The sequence below is a fragment of the Hymenobacter sp. M1-2 genome, from assembly GCF_057808495.1.
The window spans coordinates 44,261-61,724 of the sequence record NZ_JBTYZO010000013.1; the positions used below are offsets into that span (position 1 = coordinate 44,261).

At 58.3% G+C, this 17,464-nt stretch carries 16 protein-coding genes; 9 read left to right on the forward strand and 7 right to left on the reverse strand.

Annotated features, from left to right (window positions below):
- The first annotated feature begins 1 nt into the window (after position 1).
- Genes ACYSMN_RS13740 through ACYSMN_RS13750 form a run of 3 tightly spaced genes read left to right on the forward strand, consistent with a single transcriptional unit; the run spans position 2 to position 1,357 of the window.
- Positions 2-502 carry a hypothetical protein gene (locus ACYSMN_RS13740; protein ID WP_488924468.1) on the forward strand — a complete coding sequence of 167 codons (501 nt, stop codon included), beginning with the start codon at positions 2-4 and terminating at the stop codon, positions 500-502.
- Between the two features lie 37 nt (positions 503-539).
- Positions 540-836: an HNH endonuclease gene (locus ACYSMN_RS13745; RefSeq protein WP_488924599.1), complete on the forward strand. Its 297-nt coding sequence runs from the start codon at positions 540-542 to the stop codon at positions 834-836.
- A 5-nt stretch (positions 837-841) separates the two neighbouring features.
- Complete coding sequence (locus ACYSMN_RS13750) at positions 842-1,357, forward strand: SMI1/KNR4 family protein (RefSeq protein WP_488924469.1); 516 nt, start codon at positions 842-844, stop codon at positions 1,355-1,357.
- Here the strand turns inward: ACYSMN_RS13750 and ACYSMN_RS13755 are convergent.
- Complete coding sequence (locus ACYSMN_RS13755; protein ID WP_488924470.1) at positions 1,354-1,947, reverse strand: hypothetical protein; 594 nt, start codon at positions 1,945-1,947, stop codon at positions 1,354-1,356. The two genes, ACYSMN_RS13750 and ACYSMN_RS13755, sit on opposite strands and share 4 nt — an antisense overlap.
- Positions 1,948-2,412: 465 nt before the next feature.
- On the opposite strand from ACYSMN_RS13755, the gene ACYSMN_RS13760 reads away from it, so the two are divergent.
- From ACYSMN_RS13760 to ACYSMN_RS13770, 3 genes are all read left to right on the forward strand, one after another.
- Positions 2,413-2,811, forward strand: coding sequence for a response regulator transcription factor (locus ACYSMN_RS13760; RefSeq protein ID WP_488924471.1), 399 nt, complete (start codon positions 2,413-2,415; stop codon positions 2,809-2,811).
- Positions 2,812-2,972: 161 nt separating this feature from the next.
- The gene (locus ACYSMN_RS13765) at positions 2,973-4,187 is read left to right on the forward strand and encodes a PAS domain-containing sensor histidine kinase (RefSeq protein WP_488924472.1); all 1,215 of its coding nucleotides are present in this window, start codon (positions 2,973-2,975) and stop codon (positions 4,185-4,187) included.
- A 108-nt stretch (positions 4,188-4,295) separates the two neighbouring features.
- Positions 4,296-4,736, forward strand: a complete 441-nt coding sequence (locus ACYSMN_RS13770) for a hypothetical protein (protein WP_488924473.1) — start codon at positions 4,296-4,298, stop codon at positions 4,734-4,736.
- Between the two features lie 112 nt (positions 4,737-4,848).
- Here ACYSMN_RS13770 and ACYSMN_RS13775 read toward each other — a convergent pair whose 3' ends face one another.
- From ACYSMN_RS13775 to ACYSMN_RS13795, 5 genes are all read right to left on the reverse strand, one after another.
- Positions 4,849-5,343 carry a GNAT family N-acetyltransferase gene (locus tag ACYSMN_RS13775; protein WP_488924474.1) on the reverse strand — a complete coding sequence of 165 codons (495 nt, stop codon included), beginning with the start codon at positions 5,341-5,343 and terminating at the stop codon, positions 4,849-4,851.
- Positions 5,344-5,426: 83 nt separating this feature from the next.
- Positions 5,427-5,885, reverse strand: a complete 459-nt coding sequence (locus ACYSMN_RS13780; RefSeq protein WP_488924475.1) for a DUF6428 family protein — start codon at positions 5,883-5,885, stop codon at positions 5,427-5,429.
- 29 nt (positions 5,886-5,914) lie between these two features.
- Entirely contained in the window at positions 5,915-6,265 is a 351-nt protein-coding gene (locus tag ACYSMN_RS13785) for an ArsR/SmtB family transcription factor (RefSeq protein ID WP_488924476.1), read from the reverse strand.
- 175 nt (positions 6,266-6,440) lie between these two features.
- Positions 6,441-7,487 (reverse strand): ComEA family DNA-binding protein, encoded by a 1,047-nt coding sequence (locus ACYSMN_RS13790; RefSeq protein ID WP_488924477.1) that lies wholly within the window; start codon positions 7,485-7,487, stop codon positions 6,441-6,443.
- Positions 7,488-7,604: 117 nt separating this feature from the next.
- Positions 7,605-8,564, reverse strand: a complete 960-nt coding sequence (locus tag ACYSMN_RS13795) for a hypothetical protein (RefSeq protein ID WP_488924478.1) — start codon at positions 8,562-8,564, stop codon at positions 7,605-7,607.
- Between the two features lie 126 nt (positions 8,565-8,690).
- Here ACYSMN_RS13795 and ACYSMN_RS13800 point away from each other — a divergent pair, with 126 nt between their 5' ends.
- On the forward strand, positions 8,691-9,293 hold the full coding sequence (locus ACYSMN_RS13800) for a DinB family protein (RefSeq protein ID WP_488924479.1): 603 nt from the start codon (positions 8,691-8,693) through the stop codon (positions 9,291-9,293).
- Between the two features lie 59 nt (positions 9,294-9,352).
- Here the strand turns inward: ACYSMN_RS13800 and ACYSMN_RS13805 are convergent, their stop codons facing one another.
- Entirely contained in the window at positions 9,353-10,114 is a 762-nt protein-coding gene (locus ACYSMN_RS13805) for an outer membrane beta-barrel protein (RefSeq protein WP_488924480.1), read from the reverse strand.
- A 420-nt stretch (positions 10,115-10,534) separates the two neighbouring features.
- On the opposite strand from ACYSMN_RS13805, the gene ACYSMN_RS13810 reads away from it, so the two are divergent.
- Together ACYSMN_RS13810 and ACYSMN_RS13815 are read left to right on the forward strand one after the other, a co-directional pair.
- A complete protein-coding gene (locus ACYSMN_RS13810) occupies positions 10,535-16,828 on the forward strand; it encodes an alpha-2-macroglobulin family protein (protein ID WP_488924481.1) in 6,294 nt (2,097 codons plus the stop codon).
- A gap of 160 nt (positions 16,829-16,988) precedes the next feature.
- Positions 16,989-17,444 (forward strand): hypothetical protein, encoded by a 456-nt coding sequence (locus tag ACYSMN_RS13815; RefSeq protein ID WP_488924482.1) that lies wholly within the window; start codon positions 16,989-16,991, stop codon positions 17,442-17,444.
- The last annotated feature ends 20 nt before the right edge of the window (positions 17,445-17,464 follow it).

Consider the following 17,464-nt stretch of genomic DNA (forward strand, 5'->3'; position numbering starts at 1 on the left):
CATGTTGACCAAAGCACAATTTGAAGAGTCAGATGACAACTTGAATAAGTTCCTCATCTATATGCAGGATGCACATGACGAGTTCCTAGAAGAAGCCGCCGCTAAAGGCTACCACCTGGAATATACACTGGACAACCTGTTAGAACTGGAACGCTACATACTGGAACAGCAGGTAAAATTCGTCCATGAAACGGATGAGGAAATGCTACATTTTGCCCACTGCTGGTATCACTTAGGCAAAGTAGTAACGACAAACTTTGGTGGCGGTTGGGCCGTGAGCAATAATGAGGAGAACAGCGCTAACGAAGGAGAGTGGGTGATAGAAGGTTTTAAATCTATACAAGAAGGCATAGAATTCGAGACGAAGGGTATGACGCGTAGGTTCATCCGTAATCCTGGTGTGGGTGTTTTCAGAGAGGCAATTGAAGCCAGCACTGACCCTAATTTCTTTACCGCCTCACATGCGCACTTGGACTCTTTGCCGTTGGAGGACGAAGAATAGTCGTTTAAGCATTGAATAGAAGCCCCATCAGCTTATGATGGGGCTTCTTCTGTCTGCTACCCAAGCGGCGCTTAAGCACCTGTGGTTCTTTCGCCGTGCTAACAAAGAAGCCGGGCTACTGGACGTGGTTAAGGCACAGGGCTTGGAAAACCACAAAGCCCCGGATGGTTATACATGGCACCACCGTGACGACTTCAAACCGAATCCTAACCCGCCACCCCTGGGAACTTGCACAATGGAATTGGTCGATGAAGTGGCCCACCGCCGCACCTTTGTTCATTACGGCGCTTGCGACCAATGCAATAAGCACGTCGGTAAGAAACTTTACACCTAAAAGCAATGAACGCTCTTACTTTCGCCCGCAACAGAGAACTTGCCTCCATAGTCGATATCGAAGCTATTGAGCAGGAATACGGCTTTACCTTACCCAACGACTACAAGGCGCATATTCTGACCGTTAACGGCGGCTACCCCAAACCGGACCGCTTTGTTGTCGCCGCGAATGGCGAATCCGATGCTTATGTGGTGAACAAATTTTACTCTGTCAAGTATGGTGGCAGCAGCGCCTTAGAAACTGCGTTGGACGATTTGCGCGACCAAATTCATCCTGACTTAGTGCCGTTCGCGGACGAAGCAGGTGGAGACATATTCGTGCTGAGTGTTGGCCCTCAAGATTACGGGGCAGTCTACTACATCAGCCACGAGTTTTACACGCCCCCGGAATACGACTACGACCAAGAAACCGACACGTCCACTCCCCCCGCGCCACTGGACTACGGCTCTGGGGTACATTTCCTCGCTCTCTCTTTTACTGCCTTCTTGGAAGGACTGGTGGCCGGAACACCCGCTACCTAACGAGGCTCTTGCAACAACTCTTCCAAGGCTTCCACTTCCTGTAGCAATAGGCGCAGGCGTAATGACAATAGCGCTAGTGGGGTAGCAGGAGTAGGCGTAGTAGGTGTGGCAGCATCTAAGTAGGCTAGCCAGCGCTGTATATGCTCGGCGTCGATGGCCGGGTCTGCTGGGTGGAGAGGGGCAGTAAGCAAGCCTGCCCGTAGGGCCGCTACTGCCTGCTGGCGCTGGTTGTGCTGCTGAACGCGTGCTAGTCCATTTTCCATCTCAAAACGTGTACGCACCACCAAACGGCGGCAGCGGCGTAGCCGGGCTAGCAGGGCGGGGCGTTCGGCTGGCGAAACAGGCAGGCTAAGTAGCTCCAGAGGCGGAGTTGTGACCTCTGTATCGGGGCTTGGCGAAGAGGGGAGCAGTAGGGCCAAGCTCCGTAGCCGCTGCTGAGGAAGAAGAGAGAACGTGCTGCGCCCTGCCTCCACGTGGCCCACTTGCGCGGCGTTCACTCCTAAGTAGCGAGCCAACTCGGCTTGGGTAAGGAAAAAGTAGTCCCGCACGGCTGCCGATACGGAGGTAGAGGGAATGGCTGTCCGGGGCATAAGCTGATTAGGATTCGTGCAACTTTTTTACTTGAATCCTAATGTACGCTAGGATTCAAGTAAAAAAAAATTTGTGAATCCTAATAGGCATTAGGATATAAATAAAAAAGTTGAGCGAATCCTAATACCCATTAGGATTCAACTAAAAAAGGCGGATGAATCCTAATGAAGGGCTGGGCATGGATGCGCTCCTTCTTGCGGGATTTGAGCAGCGTGCAGAGTGTCGGACACGCCCCATTGCGTAAGTCTAGTTTTCCCTGCCGAAAGAGGACCGTGCGCGCGACCAACGAAGAGGCCCGGGCCTGCGGTGGCGCGTGTCGGGTGAGGCGGCATGTGTAGTCAGAGCCGTTGCGGGAGCGTCCGTTCTCATTGCGTAGTAGCCACCAGGAAAAACCCGCGTTTCTACGCAGGGAGCACTCACCTCGGTATCCGAGCTTTGCCACGCTCATTCTATAGCCCCGTGGCATGTCTCATTCTCACCGTATCCTGATTATTGAGTCCGGCGCAGTACTGCGGATGGGGCTGCATCTGCACTTTACCCAGTGGGGCTTTGCCCACATAACGACCGTGGAGACCGGTGCTGCCGCCCTTCAGCAAGCCGCAATATGGCGGCCCGATTTGCTAGTGCTTAGCGCTCCTCGACCCGATGATGTAGACGGGCTCTACTTGGTGCATCGCTTGCAGGCGCAGTGCGGCCCTATTCCGGTGCTGGTACTGGTGCCCGAAACGTGGCAGCTGCACCCGCTACCCGATGCTTGGCCAGGAATTGGGCGCTCTTGCTGCGTGCCCAAGCCACCCACGCCGGCCCAATTGCAGCTAGGAGTAGAGTACAGCCTCCATCTTACTCTCTCCGAAGAAGCTTAGCGCGTGCGCTTTCTTACGAGCTAAATGGGGCGGGCTTTCGACAAAAAGACCGGTAGCTGCGTATAAGTCGTGCCGTAATTTGGTGGCCACTCTGCCTTACGGTGGCGTACTCCTGTAGCTTACTCACTTACGATGTATCTTGGTATCTAACTCCCCCTGCCATGTCTGCTGCTCCTGATTCCGACTCTGCCCTAGCCTCCTTGCAGACCGAGCTACACGCGCTACGGGCGGAAATAGAGTGGCTGAGCGCCGAGCGGATCGAGAAAACGGCCCATCAGGTGCTGGCCGACCGCTACCAGCAAAGCCAGGTGCGGTTTCGTACGGTGTTCGAGAACTCGCCGCTGGGCCACAAGATCATCAGCGGAGACCTGATCATCCGGCAAGCCAACGCCGCCCTGGCCCAGATGCTGGGCCTGGAAAGCCCGCGCGAGCTGGAAGGCCGGCGCATTCTGGAATTTGCCCACCCCCACTACCGCTCCGATTGGCACGACCTGCAAGAGCGGCTCTGGGAGCACAAGCTGCCGAGCTTCTCGCTGGAAACCTGCCTGCTACGCGCAGACGGCAGCTCGTTCTGGTGCCAGGTTACGTCGGTGCTCTTCGCCGACGAAGCCGGCAAGCTAGGCTACACCACGCTGGAAGACATTTCGGCCCGCAAAGAGGCCGAGGCCGCACTGCACCGCCTCTACGACGCGCAGGAAACCGTGATGCATCTTGTTGCCCACGACCTGAAAAGCCCGCTGACCCACATTCAGATGGTGACGTCGATGCTCCAGCGCGACGAGCACCTGCTGGCCGCTTTACCGACCGGGGCGCAGCAGGAAACCCGCTCGTTTTTGGCGTTGATTCAGCAATCCTGCGCCGAAGCCAGTGCCCTGCTCCAAGATGTGCTCTACCTCGGCGAGCTGGACACCAAACGCCTGGTGAAGAAGCGCACCGACCTGAACGCCTATTTGGAGGCGCGCCTCGGCATGTACCAGCTAGCAGCACAGCAGAAAGGCATTGAGCTACGACTGGAACTGCCCGCGCAGGTGGTGTATGCGCATCTGCACCCAGGCAAGTTTGCCCGGGTACTGGCCAACCTGCTCACCAACGCGCTCAAATTCACGCCGTCCGGCGGGCATATCACCGTAACCCTAGAGGAGCAGGCCAGCCGCGCCCGGCTGTGCGTACGAGATACGGGCATAGGCATTCCCGCCGAGCTGCAAGAGCACCTCTTCGATAAGTACAGCGTCGCCGCCCGCGCCGGCCTCTACGGCGACACTACCACCGGCCTGGGCTTGTTCATTACCCGGCAGATTGTGCAACTGCACGGGGGCAAGATCTGGGTGGAAAGCCGCGAGCACGAAGGCACTACCTTCTGCATCGAATTGCGGTGAGGCGAGCGTCGAGCCAACAATGACCCATTCTGGGAGGTTTGTATGACATCTCAGTTGGATTTCTATATCCAGCGGGTTTATTTTGACCTCCACTAGTTGCTCCCCCGTATGCTCAGCACCTATACTAATTCGTTCGGCAACATCTACTTGCACCTACAGTGGGACGAGGCCAACGACTGGATTTATGTGCGCTGGCAAGGGCTATTGTCCACCGACAACGTCATCAAAGGCGGGGAGTACATCCTGGAAATGATGCAGCAGACCGGCTGCTACTCCCTGCTCAACGACAACCGGGAGCTAACCGGCTCCTGGAACCAAGCCAACGACCATATTGCCCAGCACTGGATGCCACGGGCGCTGGCCCTGGGGCTACGGCGCTTTGCCCACGTGCTGGCTCCGGGTGTCTTCGGACAAACGTCGGCGGAGGAAATGCAGCGCCGGGCGGCCGACCAATTTCAGATGGTCCTATTTGCCGATATGGAATCGGCGCAGGCATGGTTGGGAGAGGCTCAGCAGACACGCCAGCGAAACACTTTCAAAAAAATCTAGCACCTATAAAGGATATAGGGGGTGTTAGAGAGTATAGCCGCCCTTGTAGTAGCCCATACCTGAAGAAGAGGCCAAAAACGACAGCCCGAACCGTGCCCAACGAGCGAGTCGGTTAGTCGATGCCAACGCGCTGGCTGCGCCGTTCCATCTGCACGGTATTGCGCCACACCCCATAGTGCTGACCAATCCGCTCTCGGTAACCAATGACTCGAAAACCGGCTTGGGTGTGCAGGCCGATGCTGGCCGCATTTTCGGCGAAGGTGCCAGCTTGCAGCGTCCAGATGCCATGGGCTTCCGACTCGGCAATCAGGGCGTGCAGTAGCTGGCGGCCCACACCCTGCCCGCGAGCTTCCGCGGCGATATAGATGCTGATTTCGGCCACGCCGCCGTACACGCAGCGTCCAGATACTGGAGAGAGGGCGGCCCAGCCGAGTATCGTGCTGGCATCATCCACAGCCACGAGCCGAGTATGAGCCAGATGGGCCGCATCCCAGGCTTCCCAGCTAGGAGCCTGCGTTTCAAAAGTGGCGTTACCTGTTGAGATGCCGGCTTCGTAGATGACCCGTACCTCGGGCCAGTGGTGTGCTAGTAAAGGGCGGACGGTCATGGTTGTTGAAAGTAGATTGGGTTACGGCGCCCTACCGAACCAGCCTAGTGGAAAGCACAATAGGCGAGGTGGCTGCCGGTAGCCTAGCAGCACCCACCTCCTGGCGTGCAGCCCGCTACTTGCAGTTGTGGTAGGGCAACGATTTCGTTAGGAATGCCGCAGGTGTCTTGGGCCAGACAAGCCGTCTGTTTCTGAGTCAGGACGAAGTCCTTTCCGTCGAAGGTCAAACAGAATTTGCCAATGGTATCTTGCTGATACTCTACCTCAATGTCTAAATCTTCAGTGCCTAGAATCTTCTCAGAAAGGTTGAGAATATGCAGGAATTTCTGCGGAGCCAGCCGGTGGTCGTAGTCACCGGCCTCCCAGAGTTGGAAATTAGCTACAGTTTCCCGGCGCTCAACCCCGCCGCAGTCGATGAAGTGCTTGCTTACCAAGCCTACTTCTGTTACATGGAAGTGGGAGGGGAGGTACGTGCCATTAGGTAGGCGAAAAGCAACGGCTTCCAGTCCGCTTAAGGACTGCTTCATTTCAGAGATTTTCATGGCTTTGTGAGGTAAGGGCAAAAAACTATTTAGCTGGCGCAGGCACTAGCTGGCCCGCAGGAATTGGTCGCCGTAGCTTCGATAAAGAAGGCGGTAAATTGCTGGTACACTTGCCGCAGTAGTTCGGTGTTGAGGCAATAGCAGACCGTTAGCCCGTCAATCTCCCCGCGAATCAAATCCAGAGCTTTGAGTTCTCGCAGGTGTTGCGAAACCGTTGTGCGCGAGAGCGGCAACTCGGCGGCAATGTCACCCGAAATGCAAGTCTGCTGAGAGGCCAGCAACTGGATGATGGCTACCCGCGCTGGATGTGCTAAGGCTTTAGCCACGCGGGCCAACTGCTGTTGTTCGTCAGTAAAGACTGTGGTCTTGGCGTAGGTCATAAGTGAACGATGAAGTATGACGTAAATATACGGCACATTATGACGTATGTATGCGTCATTGCTGAAAAAAAGAAAGCCCGCTTTAACGCAGGCTCTCAAGCATTTTTTGTAAGGTTACTTCTTTTCTACTGGTATACTGCCCCGCTGCTCCACAGCTAGCACTTCGCAACTCGTCTTACTTAATACTCAAGTAAGGTTTCAGCTTCTCGTACGTGGCTTCGTCCAGAATGCGAATCTGACGCAGGTCGGCGGCTTGCTGGAAGGGGCCGTGCTGCTGGCGGAAGGCTACGATGACGCGGGCCAGACGCTTCCCCACGTACGGATGGTCCTGAAGAATCTCAAACGGAGCATTATTGACATCGATGGCCGTAGGGGTGAAGTCCGGGCGCACGAAGGTGTATTTGCGCAGACTATCCACCAAATCGGGCGCGTCGCGTAGGCTGTAGAGTTCGGCTAGCTGGCCCGCTCCTCGAAAGCCGCCCAGCCGCTCCCGGTACGCTACTACCCGCGCCGAAAGGCCCCGCCCAATACCGCGAATCTGCATGAGCTGCGTGGTATCGGCCTTGTTCAGATCAAACGGCTGAAGGTTGCGCGGCTTGCGCGGATAGTTACTCGGGGTTGCCGGGTCGCCGGGCCGGGCACCCTCGAAACGGTTGCCGCCACCGGCACGACTGGCGTACGTGCGTGGCGGGAGCTGTTCAGGAAGCTGCATGTAGGGTGCCAGCCGCGCATATGTGGTATCCGACATGCCGTAGGCGCGGCGCAATTGCTCTTTGGCCCGAAAACCGCCCACCGCCTTGCGGTAGCTCACCAGCCGCTGGCCCAGCCAGGCCGGCAGCCCGCGGGCCTGCCAATCAATAGCGGAAAATTTGTTGGGGTCGAAAGGCGCCAGGGGCACTTGCGGCACGCGCTGCTTCTTCTCGTACGGCTTGCGCCGGGGGTAGCGGCTGGCGTACGTTGGCCGGGCTTCATGGCGAGCGGCTAGCTCGGCGGCCCACTGATCAAGCCGTTGCTGGTCGGCGGCGGGGTCGTAGTGGGGCAGACGTGGCAACAGGAGCGGCGGGGCCAGCAGCAACAGCAGCAACACACTCAGCAGCACTACGAAGCCGGAAGTCTCGCGCCGCGAAAAACCGAAGTAGCGGCGCTGTGCGGTTCGCCAGGAGGCCGCCAGACGCTTAGGCTTGGGGCTGGGCTTGACCGCGCGAGGAGTAGGTAGAGGCATAGTGAATCCCTAAAGAATACATAGTGCAAGCAGTATAGACAGAAATCCCGATAACTAAAAGCGTGTTCTCACGCCGCCTCTAACAAAGCAACAAGACCGCCGGCCGGAACCAGTACGCTACTTCCTAATTTTTACATCCACGTTGTATCGATAGCGCGGCGGGCCACCCAGCGGAATAGCAAAGAACGGCAGGGCCGTATCGTACTGGTCCGTGACGTAGAACACCAGGTCGTTGCCGGTTTTCGAGAGGGAAGTAAGGCGCAAGTCGAGGGAGAGACCGTGCTCCTTCTCGCTGATGGTATGCACGCTGCGGGCCCATACGTTGTCCTGACTGACCTGGGCCGGGTGCCCATTTTTGGCCACGCTGAAAATCTTGATGCTCACGTCGCCATCGAGGTCAAAGTTGCTTTGCTTGATGCTCACCACCCGGTCGTTGACGAAGGGGTAGAGGTGCGTCACGGCGCGGGGCGTGGGTACCAGCCGGAAGGCGTACTCGTAAGTGAAGGCATTGCCGCCCTCCACGGCAATGTTCTGCGTGGCGCTGGTGCTGAAAAAGTAGCGGTACAGGTTGCCATCGTCGCCGGCTTTGCCTTGGGCAATGAGCTTGAACACGTAGCCGTCGAAATCGGGCACGTATTCGCCTTCCAGCGGGTTGAGCGGCCCAAAAGTGTACCACTTGTTGTCATACTTCGGGTCTACGCCAAACTGCACTTGCTTGAGGAGCGTGCCGGCGCGGAAGCTGCCGCCCGGCTGCGGATTGCGGGCATCGGGGGCGGAGTGCGCGCCGGGGCCGCCGTAGAGGCTGAACTCGGTGGTGGTGTTCCAGCCGAAGCGTTTCTCATCGAACTGGCCCCCGCAGTCGGGGTCGAATACGCGGATGTACACGGCCTCGCGGTTTTGCTTCGGCACCAGAAAAAAGAAGACCTGCGTGAAATCATCGTCGCCCCAGCTTTTGTCGGCCTGGGCGCCAAACGTAACCAGGGAGGCAATATTTTCGCCAGGGTTAGGCACGGCTTGCGCTTTGGCCGCAAATGAGCCAAGGAGCAGGCACCAGGCAAAAAATACGAGTCGAAGCATGCCGACAAGGTACCGGAAATTGGGTTGAATCCCCGGTCAAGCAACGTCCGTAATTGCCGAAGCGGCCCTCGGCGCGTATCATTACAGTCTCTTCCGGCCGCTTTTCTCTTCCGCCGCTTCCCGCCCATGAGCCAGCCCGCCTCCCGCACCCCTGAGTTCTTCGATGGCTTAGCCGCCGACCTGGCCCTGTTGCGTGAAGTGATGCAGCGCCGTTTTCGGCCCCTCACCAACGAGCAGCTCAACCGCCGGCTCGGGCCCGACAAATGGAGCGTGGGGCAGTGCCTGGAACACCTCAACATCGTGGGCGGACTCTACTTACCCATCATCGCACGCAAGCTGCAACAGGCGCGGGAAAGGGGCAGCACACCGGCAGCCACAGTGAAGCGTGGCTTCATCGGCCGCAAGATGACTGAGGCCATGCGCACGCCAGCCAGCAAGAAAGGAGGTATGAAAACTCCTCAGCAGTACGCGCCTAGCGGTTCGCAGCTGCCGCGCACGGTGGTAGAGGTGTTTGGCCGCCAACTGGACGAGCTAGGCAGCTTGCTCGAACAAGCCCGCCACGTCAATGCCAATGCCATACGCATTCCCAACCCCATCATTCCGCTGCTGCACCCACGCCTCACCGACGTGGCCGAAATGCTCATCGCCCATATACAGCGCCACGTGGTGCAGGCTGAGCGGGTGCTGGATGGCCTGCCCCGGCCTAAGAGCAGCCAAGAGCAGCAATAGACAGCAAAAAGCCTCGCCAGTTAGACCAGTGAGGCTTTTTCTTGCGCTAAGATGAGCTGTTACTCTAGAAAATAGGTCAGCGAAAACTGGAACCCACGGTTGTGGACTTTATCCTCCGGCTTTTTATCGTCTCGGTCATTCGGAACGAGGTTTCCTAAACCCAGGCCGTAGCCTAGCTGCGCCTGAATACCACCTACTTTATAACCAAGGCCCATGTTGAAGCCTAAATCCAGGTTGCGGACATACGCTTTATCCTCGTCATTTCCTTCTTTGCCAACGAATTTCACGGAAGACTCATCCGAATCCGATTCTGAGCCGCTAGCTACTACCTGACCATTATACGTGGCCGTGTATTTCGCCTCGGATTTAAGTTCAGCTTTGCCCCCTACGCCAAACGCCGCATAGGGCCCAGCAAACACCTGAAATCCACCTTCGGCGCCTTTGGTGCTATACACAAAGTTGACGGGCACTTCAATGTAGTTTAAGTGAGTCTTCGATGACACCTTGTACTCATAAGCAATTACCACATCGTCCTGACGGTCGGTGTCGCTGTCGTTGAATTTCTGTTTGTCGCCTTTCATGGTGAATAGCAGGGCGGGCTGCACGGCCAGATTACCGAACTGCGCGTTCATGGCTACTCCCACTTGCGCGCCATACAATAGCTTGGATTCTGGCTTATCATCAACATCATCAAAGTCATATTTAAGTTTCGTAGCATTTAGACCTACACGTGGGCCGAAGCTAACCTGAGCCTGCGCCGCGCTAAGGCCAGCTACCAATAATGTTGCAGTCACCAGACCCTTTAGTACAGTTGAATTCATGAGAGAGTGAATGAGAAAAAATGAAAAAATGGTGAGGGCTGGCTCATGACAAAAAGGCTGCCAAGTATTACGACAGACAGATAAAGTATAAGTTGACCTAGGTAACTGACTTGAATAGAGCGATAAATAGTTCTTAATAGTAAGACCTTATCAGCCCTCAGTAGTGATTTAGGCTAAGCGTTGGTGAATCAAAGGGCTTAGTGAGTTGAGACTCGTTTTCAGAAGAGCAGAGATACAGCGTCACGCGGCGCTGCTTAGCATAGCAACTGCTGAAGCCAGCTCAGAAGACAGAAACCACTATGAGTCCAGCAGTAGAACCTACGAGCTTACAGCGAGAATATTATTTGTGCGGCTGTGTGGAATCCAGCTGAGCTGGACATCTGAATTTTGCCAACTTGCCTCTTCAGTTGCCTCAAGCTTATGCGTTCCTTCCTGTTCCTCTCATTCACTCTACTAATGCTGTTTACTACTGGTTCGTCCGCACCTACCCCGCCCGGCGGCTTCAATGCTGCCACCTGGAAAAAAATCGACCAACTACTGGCTAAAAGCCAAACGGCCTCGGCGGCCAAGCTGCTGGAGCCGCTCTACCAGCAAGCCCGGCAGCAGCAAGACACGCCGGAATACCTCCGGGCGCTGCTCTACAAGCTGCGTCTGCTCGAAGCTAAAGAGGAAGAAGCCGATGAAAAAGCCATTACTCTGGTAGAGGCCGACCTGCAAACTGCCCAGTTTCCGGCCCGGCCCATCCTGCACAGCCTGTTGGCTCAGCTCTACGCCAATTATTATCAACGGCATCGTTACCAACTCTATAACCGTACCCGCGCTAACGCCCCCGACCCCACTGATGCCAGCGCCGCCGACATCCGTACCTGGGATGCCGCCCGTCTCGGCAGCACCATAGTGCGCCATTACCGTGCCTCCGTAACCGAGGAGCCCCGGCGCCAGCAGCAGCTGAAGCTAGCTGAGCTAGGGTACGCCGTACACGGCGGCGATGCCGAAGGCCGCACCCTGCGCCCCACACTCTACGACCTTTTGGCTCACCGGGCCGTGGACGGGCTGCGCAACGATGAGTATTACGTAACCGCACCGGCCAGCCAGTTTGAGGTGAAGAATCCGGTGCTTTTTAGCTCCGCTTCCGACTTTGCCCGCTTGCTCCTGGAAGCCCCGAAGCCCGATTCGCTCAACGGCCAGTTTCACGCGCTGGAAGTCTTACAGCAGCTCACGGCCTTCCGCCTAACCGAGTCCGGCAACCAGGCTGCCTTGGCCGATGTGGAGTTGAAACGCCTGCACTTGGTGGTGCAGTACGCCAAGATGAGTGATAAAGAAACGCTGTACCGGGCGGCCTTGGCCCGTGCGGCGGAAACCTACCAGAGCTTGCCCATCAGCACGGAGTTCTTGTATTCGCAGGCTACGTCGCTAGAGACAGAAGATCCCACCAAGGCCCGCGACATCGCCTTGCAGGCCGAAAAACGTTTCCCAAAGTCGCGGGGGGCGCAACAGGCGCGGGTGTTGCGGCAGCGTATTGAGGCAGTTGAGATGAGCTTTACCACCGAAGAAGTGGTGCTCCCGAAACAGCCCTGGCTGCTCAGACTGGCCGTGCGTAACGTGCCGCGGCTCTACGCCAAGGCCTATCCCGTGAGCAGTGATCAGGTTGTAGAGCGGCTCAACCTACGCTATGGCCTCGGTGAGAGCGAATTTCAAAGAATGTACGCTCGTACTTTGGCCTCCAAGCCGGTTGCGGCCTGGACGCTTGAGGTGCCGGGGCCTACGGATTACAAGTCGCACACGGTGCAGCAGGCCGGGCCTGCCCTGCCGCTTGGGCAATATCTCATCGTGCTGAGCACCACGGCCACGAACCCCGCCAAAGAACAAGCTGGCGTAATAACCTCCTACGCGCACCTGGCGGTGAGCGAGCTAAGCCACGTGCGGCGTAATGGTCTCACGGGCGGGATAGAGCTGCTAGTGCTGCATCGGCAGAGCGGGCAGCCGCTCGACGGGGTGAATGTGCTACCCTTATTTCAGTATTACGACCGGCTGGCGCAGGAATACAAGCAGCGACGCGGCAATGCCTTAGCTACCAATGCTGAAGGACAAGTGCAAATTACGCAAGGCCTGACCAGCGACGAACACACGCAGTTACGTGCTGTACTGCTCACCAAAGGCCAGGACTCACTGCCGGTGACGGAAGAAGCGTACTACAGGCCTCGCCGGGAAAGTATCCGCTCCGAGTCCACCCGCAATTGCTTCCTCTACACCGACCGCGCCATCTATCGGCCCGGTCAAACGCTCTACTTCAAAGGCATCCTGACGGAAACGCACGCCGGAAAATCGCAGCTGCTCACCAAGTCACCCGTATCGGTGCGCTTGGTGGATGTAAATGGCCAAACGGTGCAAACCCTGGCTTTTACCACTTCCGAGTTTGGCAGTTTTCACGGCTCAATTATCCTGCCCACGGGCCTGCTCAATGGTCAAATGAGCCTGCAAACCGAGTATGGCAGCGTAGGGTTTTCGGTGGAAGACTATAAGCGCCCCACATTCCAGGTCACGTTTGAGCCGCTGACGGGCACGCCGCAGCTGGGCCAGGAAGTAACCGTGCGCGGCAAAGCTACCGCCTATGCCGGTCAGCCCATTGATGGAGCCGCCGTGCAGTACCGCGTGGTGCGCCGCACGTTCTGGACGTTCTTCGGCGCCGGCTCCCGGTGGACCCCATTCTCCGACGGCCCGCCAGAAGTGGAAATTCTCTCCGGCACCACGCAAACGGATGCGGAGGGTAACTTTTCTGTTACGTTCGGGGCAAAAGGGGAGGAGCAGAGCTCATCCCGCGGCAACCCGAGCTACCAATTCGAAATAACGGCCGACGTGACCGATGCCGCCGGCGAAACCCGCACCGGCGAGCAGCGCGTGAGCCTCGGTTCCCAGGCCCTCTCGCTGCGTCTGGACGTACCAGTTCTGCTAGACCGGGACAAATTGCCCGAGCTAAACGTATTCAGCACCAATGCCGCGGGCGAGCCCCGGCCCGCCCGCGGGCAGTTGCAGCTCTACCGGCTCACTCCGCCCGCGCGTGCTCTGCGGCCCCGTGCCCTAGACCGGTCGCAGCAGGAGGCGCTGAGCCTGGAGGAGTTTAAGCGGCAATTCCCGCTGGACGCCTACGACAGGGAAGACAACGACAGCACCTGGGCCCGCACGCTCGTCCTGACCCAGGACTTCGATACCGAAAAGTCGCCGCTGCTGGCGGGGCTGCCGAAGCCGCTGGCCCAGCAAGCCTCCGGCCGCTACGTGCTGCAAGCCACGGTGCCCGCCAACGCCGGCCAGCCGGCTGCCACAACGGAACAGGCTTTCACGCTCTACTCCGCCGCGGCCAAAACGCTGCCCCTGCCCACTCCCAACTGGTTTGTGAGCTTGCAAGACAGCGTGGCGCCCGGCAGCGCGGCCCGATTTCTGGTCGGCAGTTCCGAAGCGCAAGCGCGCGTGTTGCTGGAAGTGGAAGCCAGGGGGGAAGGTATGCGTCGCGAGTGGCTCACACTACCAGCTGGTGAGCAGCGCCTGATAGAAGTAACAGCGCCCGCCGCTCTCGACGGCGGGCAGCTCTACGTACACCTCACGCAGGTGCGCGACAACCGCGTCTACACGCATTCGGTTACGATGCAGGTAGCTGCACCGCCCGCGCCGCTGGCTCTCAGCATCGCCACCTTCCGCGACAAGCTCCAGCCGGGCCAGAAAGAAACGTGGCGCGTTACCGTTCATCAAGCCAACGGCAAACCCGCCGCTGCCGAACTGCTAGCCACGCTCTACGATCAGTCGTTGGATGCTTTCCGCCCGCATTCTTTTGCTGCTTTGGCGTTTCCTAAGCCCTATTACCCGGCTATGCTGGCCTGGACGGGCCGCTTCGGAACGGCAGGGTCGAGGGTACTGGTTGATAAGCGTGACGAGCCAATAAGACCCTCCACCTTGGCCTACCCTTATCTCAATAAATGGGGCTATACAGCCTTGCGGGACGAGGCAGAGAATACCAATGAGTCCCAGGTTCGGAGGCGTATGCTGGAGGGTAAGGTGTATGGGAACATGGCTATAGGTGGAAGCGCAAGTGGGTCTTCGGATGGCTTGGAGCGAGAAAGTGCGTCCGATGCAGCCCCGAGAAGGGCGGTCATGGCGGCGCCAGCGCCTAGTATGGTACTCCGTGAAGTGGCCGATTCGGCTGCTCCCGCAGAGCGTCGGAATGAACCTGATAAACCCAACCAGCCCCAAGCCGACCTTTCCGGCGTACAGGCCCGCCAGGATTTTCGGGAAACGGCTTTCTGGCTGCCCGACCTGCGCACCAACGACAAAGGCGAAACGGTGCTCGAATTTCAGATGCCCGAAGCCGTGACGCGCTGGCAGCTGCTGGCCCTCGCTCACGACCAGCAGCTGCACTCCGGCCTGCTGCGCCGGAACCTGGTGACGCAAAAACAGCTGCAAGTGACGCCCAACGCCCCGCGCTTCTTCCGGGAGGGCGACCAGCTGCGGCTCACTGCTAAGCTCAGCAACCTCACTGACCAACCCATGCACGGCACCGCCCAGCTCTTCCTGCTTGATGCCCGCACCCAGCAACCCCTCGACGGCAAGCTGCTCAAAGGCGATGCCCAGCTCTCGTTCGACCTCAAAGCCAACCAAAGCAGCGCCCTCGGCTGGAACCTCATCATCCCCGAAACCGCCGAAGGCCAGCTGGCACTCGAAGCCATAACCTACCGCGTAGTAGCCCAGAGCCAATTAAGAATTAAGAATGAAAAATTAAAAATTGGCAGGAAGCCAAAAACGAAAAACCAACAACCAACAACTAACAATCAGCAAGCAACCTTCAGCGACGGCGAGGAAAACACGCTGCCCGTGTTGCCCAACCGTCTGCTCGTGACGGAGAGCCTGCCGCTGCCCATCGTGGGGCCGGCTACGCGAGAGTTCGAGCTGAAAAAGCTGATTAGCACCACCTCGCCCACGCGCCGCAACTACTCGCTCACGCTGGAAATGACGCAGAACCCGGCGTGGTATGCCGTGCAGGCTCTGCCCTACCTGATGGAGTACCCCTACGAGTGCTCGGAGCAGGTATTCAGCCGGCTCTACGCCAACCTGCTGGCCGCGAAAATCCTGCAAAGCAATCCGCGCCTCAAAACCGTGCTGGCCGAGTGGACCCGCGCCGCCCAGGCCGGCGACAAAACCGCCCTCACCAGCAAACTCGAACAAAACCAGGAGCTGAAAGCCTTGCTGCTGCAAGAAACACCCTGGGTCCGCGACGCACAGTCGGACACGGAGCGGATGCGCCGCCTCACAACGCTCTTCGACGAGCCGCGCCTGAAGGCCGAAACGGCCCGCGCCCTCACCAAGCTCGCCAAGATGCAGCAACCCAACGGCGCCTTCCCGTGGTTCGAGCAAATGCCCGACGACCAGTACATCACCCAGCTCATTGTCGCCGGTTTTGGCAAGCTGCAAAAGCTAGGTGCGCTGGACGTGCAGCAAAACGAGCAAGCCCGCCAGCTCCTCAACAGCGCCCTCGGCTACCTCGACAGCCACTTACAGCGCGACTACGCCGAGTTGCGCAAGCAGAAAGGCGTAAACCTGAAGCAAAACCACCTGTCGGACATTCATATTCAGGCCCTGTACGCCCGCAGCTTCTGGACGGCGCAGCCCGTAGCCTCAGCAGCCCGGCCCGCGGCCGCCTATTATCAGGAGCAGGCCGCTTCGTTCTGGCAGCAGCAGACGCGCTATCTACAGGCCCAAACGGCGTTGGCCCTCAACCGGCAGAAAGTGCAGCCCACCGCCGTCAAGAACATTCTCACGGCCCTGGCCGAAAACGCCTTGCACAGCGACGAGCTAGGCATGTACTGGAAGGAAGTGCGCGGTGGCTACTACTGGCGCGAGGCCCCCACCGAAACCCAAGCCACGCTTATCGAGGCGTTCGATGAAGTGCGCAACGACCAGAAAGCCGTGCACGAGATGAAGCTGTGGCTGCTCAAGCAGAAGCAAACTCAGAACTGGGAAAGCACCCGCGCCACCGCCGATGCTTGCTACGTCCTGCTGCTGCGCGGCTCCGACTGGCTGCAACCCGTCCAGCCCATTCAGGTGACAGTAGGCGGCGCGTCCGTGCAGCCTACCAAAGAGCAGGCCGGCACCGGCTACTTCAAAACCAGCTGGCCCGCCGCCGACATCAAGCCTTCCCAGGGCAAAGTAACGCTCAAGAAAACCGATACTGGCGTAGCTTGGGGTGCGCTCTACTGGCAGTACTTCGAGCAGCTGGATAAGATAACGCCCGCTGCCACGCCGCTGCAACTGGAACGCCAGCTCTATCGCGAGCAGCGCACCACCGGCGGCCCCACGCTCGAACGCCTCACCGCCACCACGCCCCTGCGCGTTGGGGACGTGCTGGTGGTGCGCCTCGTGCTGCGCTCCGACCGGGACTTGGAGTACGTGCACCTCAAAGATCAGCGGGCCGCTGGCCTGGAGCTGATTTCGCAGACTTCCGGCTACCGTTACCAGGGCGGGCTAGGCTACTACGAAAGCCCCCGCGATGCCGCTACCAACTTCTTCATGAGCTACTTCCCCAAAGGCACTCACACTTTCGAATACCGCCTGCGCGCCGCCCAGAGTGGCGATTTCAGCGGCGGCCTCTCGCAGTTGCAATGCCTCTACGCCCCGGAGTTTACAGCTCATTCGGCGGGTACGCGGGTCCAGATTGCGCCGCAGCCCTAAACCAACTCGTTCCTGCCCGATGCAAGAAGCACATAGTTTTTTATCAGAAAAAAGCACCCTTGAACGAGCCGGAATGGGCTTTGGACTAATTAGAATGCAGCGGGCCTTGAGTTTACAAGAGGCACGCAGTAGCTTTGTGGTTCCCTTTAGCCCATCTGGAATGACGAAGCGACTCATATTACTGCTGACCGGCCTGCTCTTGAGCAGCGCATCGGTGTTGGCCCAAGGCGAAAAGAAAACCACTTCTGTTACCCCTACCACGCTGCCCGGTGAAGAAAAGCTATCGGCTCAGGAGCGGGCCGAGCGGGACTTTCTGATGCCCGCCCGCCGCAAGCAGGCCGCTGCTCTCCGAGCCGCCGCGCTGGAAGAAGCCGCCGCCCAAAGTACTGGTGCCACTGATGTCTCGGCTCGCAACGAGGAAGCCTCCTTGGAAGCCAAGGCGCCGGAAGCCACCGAAGCCAAAGCCCCGGCCGCCGCGCACCGCCGCACCTATCACCGTCGGACTTCTTCCTCTTCGCGCCACCACACCACGGCCCGCAAAAAGAAGACCGTGCACAAATCTTCTTCTGCCAAGCGCAAGACCACCACGAAGAAGAAATCTAGCCGTCGTCGTTAATCACGCCAGCCTTAACGCAA

Excerpts from the sequence above, each read along its gene's own strand:
- ACYSMN_RS13740 (WP_488924468.1), top strand. The coding sequence starts at position 2 with ATGTTGACCAAAGCACAATTTGAAGAGTCAGATGACAACTTGAATAAG.
- ACYSMN_RS13790 (WP_488924477.1), bottom strand. The coding sequence starts at position 7,487 with ATGCCTCTACCTACTCCTCGCGCGGTCAAGCCCAGCCCCAAGCCTAAG.
- ACYSMN_RS13765 (WP_488924472.1), top strand. The coding sequence starts at position 2,973 with ATGTCTGCTGCTCCTGATTCCGACTCTGCCCTAGCCTCCTTGCAGACC.
- ACYSMN_RS13770 (WP_488924473.1), top strand. The coding sequence starts at position 4,296 with ATGCTCAGCACCTATACTAATTCGTTCGGCAACATCTACTTGCACCTA.
- ACYSMN_RS13800 (WP_488924479.1), top strand. The coding sequence starts at position 8,691 with ATGAGCCAGCCCGCCTCCCGCACCCCTGAGTTCTTCGATGGCTTAGCC.
- ACYSMN_RS13815 (WP_488924482.1), top strand. The coding sequence starts at position 16,989 with ATGACGAAGCGACTCATATTACTGCTGACCGGCCTGCTCTTGAGCAGC.
- ACYSMN_RS13785 (WP_488924476.1), bottom strand. The coding sequence starts at position 6,265 with ATGACCTACGCCAAGACCACAGTCTTTACTGACGAACAACAGCAGTTG.
- ACYSMN_RS13810 (WP_488924481.1), top strand. The coding sequence starts at position 10,535 with ATGCGTTCCTTCCTGTTCCTCTCATTCACTCTACTAATGCTGTTTACT.
- ACYSMN_RS13750 (WP_488924469.1), top strand. The coding sequence starts at position 842 with ATGAACGCTCTTACTTTCGCCCGCAACAGAGAACTTGCCTCCATAGTC.
- ACYSMN_RS13795 (WP_488924478.1), bottom strand. The coding sequence starts at position 8,564 with ATGCTTCGACTCGTATTTTTTGCCTGGTGCCTGCTCCTTGGCTCATTT.
- ACYSMN_RS13755 (WP_488924470.1), bottom strand. The coding sequence starts at position 1,947 with ATGCCCCGGACAGCCATTCCCTCTACCTCCGTATCGGCAGCCGTGCGG.
- ACYSMN_RS13805 (WP_488924480.1), bottom strand. The coding sequence starts at position 10,114 with ATGAATTCAACTGTACTAAAGGGTCTGGTGACTGCAACATTATTGGTA.
- ACYSMN_RS13760 (WP_488924471.1), top strand. The coding sequence starts at position 2,413 with ATGTCTCATTCTCACCGTATCCTGATTATTGAGTCCGGCGCAGTACTG.
- ACYSMN_RS13775 (WP_488924474.1), bottom strand. The coding sequence starts at position 5,343 with ATGACCGTCCGCCCTTTACTAGCACACCACTGGCCCGAGGTACGGGTC.
- ACYSMN_RS13745 (WP_488924599.1), top strand. The coding sequence starts at position 540 with ATGGGGCTTCTTCTGTCTGCTACCCAAGCGGCGCTTAAGCACCTGTGG.
- ACYSMN_RS13780 (WP_488924475.1), bottom strand. The coding sequence starts at position 5,885 with ATGAAAATCTCTGAAATGAAGCAGTCCTTAAGCGGACTGGAAGCCGTT.